Origin of the sequence: Vibrio sp. 10N.239.311.G01 (assembly GCF_041465805.1) — a bacterium.
Classification (GTDB): Bacteria; Pseudomonadota; Gammaproteobacteria; order Enterobacterales; family Vibrionaceae; genus Vibrio; species Vibrio crassostreae_C.
The window spans coordinates 1-3,571 of sequence record NZ_JBFSRM010000058.1 but is presented as its reverse complement, the minus strand read 5'-3'; the positions used below and the strand labels follow the sequence as shown (position 1 = coordinate 3,571).

Below are 3,571 nucleotides of genomic sequence, written 5' to 3'. Positions count from 1 at the left end.
GCAGGAGTACTTGAAGTGCTTGCGTGATATAGCTATCATGAAAGGACTTAACGGGTTCTGAAATCGTTTAAGTATTCCGAAATAAACCAGCTCGCCAAAGCTGGTTTTTTCACATCTGGGGTTAAGATTAAATCTAAATCCCTGAAGTCTCAACGACAAACTTCTGTTGTTGAGCAAGAACAAACAAAAAAGCCTCCCATTAGGGAGGCTTTTTTGTATCTGAATCTCGATGCGCACTAAGTGCTGTTACGTTAAATTGATACATTTTTATCCACAAAAATATTGAGTAAGTGGATCTCCCCCCCCACAAAATCAACCAGTTGCATAGTGGGGTGTTTTCCACTTCCATTATTGTCTTTTCAAACTAGCGATTCACTGCCTAGGCTATTGTTAACCAACATTTATAAGGCCTACCGTATGAATGAATCAAATTACCCGACTCTGATGCATGTCGAAAACATAAATAGCCTAGAAAGTTTACTCTTCGATAAAGACGCAGAAGGACTCCACCTTTTTTGCAGCTTTAACCGCGAAGAACTGAACCCTGAAATAATAAATAAATTACAACATAGTCAATTTAATTCTATTAGCTTTAATAACGCGAAAGCAATTTACCCCGACGGACCTAGGGACACATGATTTTTTTGTAATGATCAAACGCTAAGATTCTAGATAAAATAGGTGTAAATCTGGATTCGCACTAAGTGCCGTTACGTTAAATCAATACATTTTTATCCACAGAAATAGTGTTTAAGCGGCATTAATCCAACGAAAACAATAAATTGCATATTGATTATCTTTTCATGTTGACTGTTACATAAAAAAAAATCCTCATCGTTAATGATAAATTTTTTTTCATAATCAAAGCATTTGATGTCCTAAATCACAATGCTAAAAAAATCACACTAAACCATCAATGGCTACTAGAAATTCGCCACTTAAAATGCTCTTTGTAGTGAATAGAGGGCCGATTTTACACATAAATAACGAGCTTTATTTTGAACTTCATTTAGCGAACGAGTTAATCCTTAAAGAATAAAATCTTCTTTCCCCATGCTTAAAAACGCTTTAGAAAATCCTAGTGTTGTCAACCTAACTCCATCCCACTCAACAACACTGTTATTGATTAAACCATCTATAATAAAATCACGAGCCCTCTGAGAGAGGGCTCTATGAATACACCTTGAGTTTTCAAATGAACTTTCGATTCCTATCAGTTGCCCTTGAAACAAAAATGATGTTGAAGAACAGAGTTCCTCAGGCATACCTACCATTGTTAGAGTTACACTTTCAGGAGACACAGTGTAAAGTTGAAATACACTAGAAACTTTTAGGTAATAAACTACTTCTTCATTACCTCCATTGGCTCGCCACTCTCTCAACTTCGTCTCAGCCTCAACGTATCCAGAAAGGAAACAAAGCAAAAAAACAAATGCAATTTTCACCATGCAGTCACCAAAAGCCAAGACAATATATTTAAATATAGAACACTTACAGGATGGCGCTCTCGTATCTAACTCTGGTTTTTGGGAAATGATGTTTTGCATGATGAGTGGCAAATCGAGAACCATTTGAAGATCAAGAAGCTTGTGCAACCAAAAGCTAACAAACGGTTGTTCAAGAGTGATTCGCAAAATTTGGGGTTGTAGCTAAACCAAACTTGAAGAATAGGTGTTGATTAAGTGGCGTTACGTTAAACAAGGGGAAAATGTACACATCTTAAATCTGAACTATACTCATAAAGCAGCAATGATACGTTTTCATTCCTTTGACAAAAAAGCCTCCGAATTAAAAGGCATTTATCTAACAACGTCATCAATAGACAACCAGAGCATTAAGATTCTGTTACCTTAGCTAGGATTCACCTGCGCAACGAAGAACGGCTCCCATATGGGAGCCGTTCTTGTGTCTAAATCTCAGTTCGCACTAAGTGGCGTTACGTTAAACAAGGGGAAAATGTACACGTCTTAAATCTGAACTATACTCATAAAGCAGCAATGATACGTTTTTATTCCTTTGACAAAAAAGCCTCCGAATTAAAAGGTATTTATCTAACAACGTCATCAATAGACAACCAGAGCATTAAGATTCTGTTACCTTAGCTAGGATTCATCTGCGCAACGAAGAACGGCTCCTAATCGGGAGCCGTTCTTGTGTCTAAATCTCACTTCGCACTAAGTGCAGTTACGTTAAATTCAATTCCTCACATTAGAATAAATGTAGCCATCTAAAATTCAAAAAAACGTTTTAAGTCTTTGATTTTATATTGACCATGAAAGGTTAAATAGGCATAAATCAACGTATAAATACTGCATCTCGCCGTATAGAAAGCTTTAACTGGTAAAAGGAGTATTAACATTGGAAGAGCTTATAGCCCAGTATACGGGGGCGAATGAAGATGAAAGGCTAACTCGACAGTACATCACACAGCTAGAGTTTGACACAACAATGCATAAACTAATGCCTTATTTGTCAAATGGTAAATCGGTGTGTGAGTTGGGAGCAGCTACAGGACGCTATTCTTTGACTTTTGCAAAAATGGGCTGTGATGTAACAGCTGTAGAGCTTGTGCCTGACCAAGTCGATATTTTAAACACCAAAGCAAAATCTGAGGGCATCGAATTAAAAGTGTTTGAAGGTAATGCATGTGAAGTGCCATTTATCGAAAGCAACTCTCAAGATCTTTGTGTAATCCTAGGCCCTCTTTACCATTTGAAAACTCAACATGAGAGAGAGCTGGCGATCAATGAAGCATTGCGAATTTTGAAGCCGAATGGAGTGTTAGCAGTTGCCTACATATCTCGTTTTTTTGTAGCGGGACTGTTCGCTCAGCAATTTCCAGAACTAGTAACCCCAGAGGTACTAATTGAGCTAAATAAACATGGCACAGTTTCAAACTCGAAAGCAGATAGATTTTTCAACATAGGGTACTTTGCCACACCAACTGAAGTGGAAAGTTTGGTACAAGACAAAGGTTTTAGTGTTATCGGACACTCTGCGACAGATGGTTTTGGACGCTATATATCTAACGGTGTAAATAACTTTACGCCATCTCAATATCAAACTTGGTTAGACTATCACTTAATAAATTGTGATGAACCAACTTTATTGGGGTCAAGCAATCATGGCTTAGTGGTAGCTAGAAAAGTCAGTTATCAAACTGTTTAAGAGTGATTCGCAATGCTTGGCGTTAGAAATCTGGTGTTCATTATTCCTATTATGTTAAACGGGCGAGTTAGCTATCAAAAACAGTCCACAGAGCCCCTCAAAAGCTCCTAGTTGCGATTTAGGACACCTGATCAAGGCAATATACTTCCATAGTGCCTTGTAAGTTTGTGACGCTTTATGGCCGATTTACAGGATATGAAAATCAAGTTTGATTTCACCCTTAAAACACAACCAACGCGCCATTTATTACAAACTCATTCCGCGATCACCTATCTCACGGTCAAGACCTATCGATTGTTCTCGTTGTAACGCTTTTCCAACTGCAGGAGATGCGCGCTCAAGCTCTCTACTTGCCTGCTCAAGTTGCTGACTTGCTGACGGAGTTCGTTGTTCTCTTTCGAGG

At 38.2% G+C, this 3,571-nt stretch carries 3 protein-coding genes; 1 reads left to right on the top strand and 2 read right to left on the bottom strand.

What is annotated here, in order from left to right; all coding sequences use genetic code 11:
* Window positions 1–1,028: 1,028 nt before the first annotated feature.
* Window positions 1,029–1,448, bottom strand: coding sequence for a hypothetical protein (locus AB6D06_RS22275; protein WP_102458427.1), 420 nt, complete (start codon window positions 1,446–1,448; stop codon window positions 1,029–1,031).
* Between the two features lie 910 nt (window positions 1,449–2,358).
* Between AB6D06_RS22275 and AB6D06_RS22270 the strand changes: the two genes are divergently transcribed.
* Entirely contained in the window at window positions 2,359–3,168 is an 810-nt protein-coding gene (locus AB6D06_RS22270; RefSeq protein WP_102458428.1) for a class I SAM-dependent methyltransferase, read from the top strand.
* Between the two features lie 287 nt (window positions 3,169–3,455).
* Here AB6D06_RS22270 and AB6D06_RS22265 read toward each other — a convergent pair whose 3' ends face one another.
* Window positions 3,456–3,530, bottom strand: coding sequence for a hypothetical protein (locus tag AB6D06_RS22265; RefSeq protein WP_372111893.1), 75 nt, complete (start codon window positions 3,528–3,530; stop codon window positions 3,456–3,458).
* Between the last annotated feature and the right edge of the window lie 41 nt (window positions 3,531–3,571).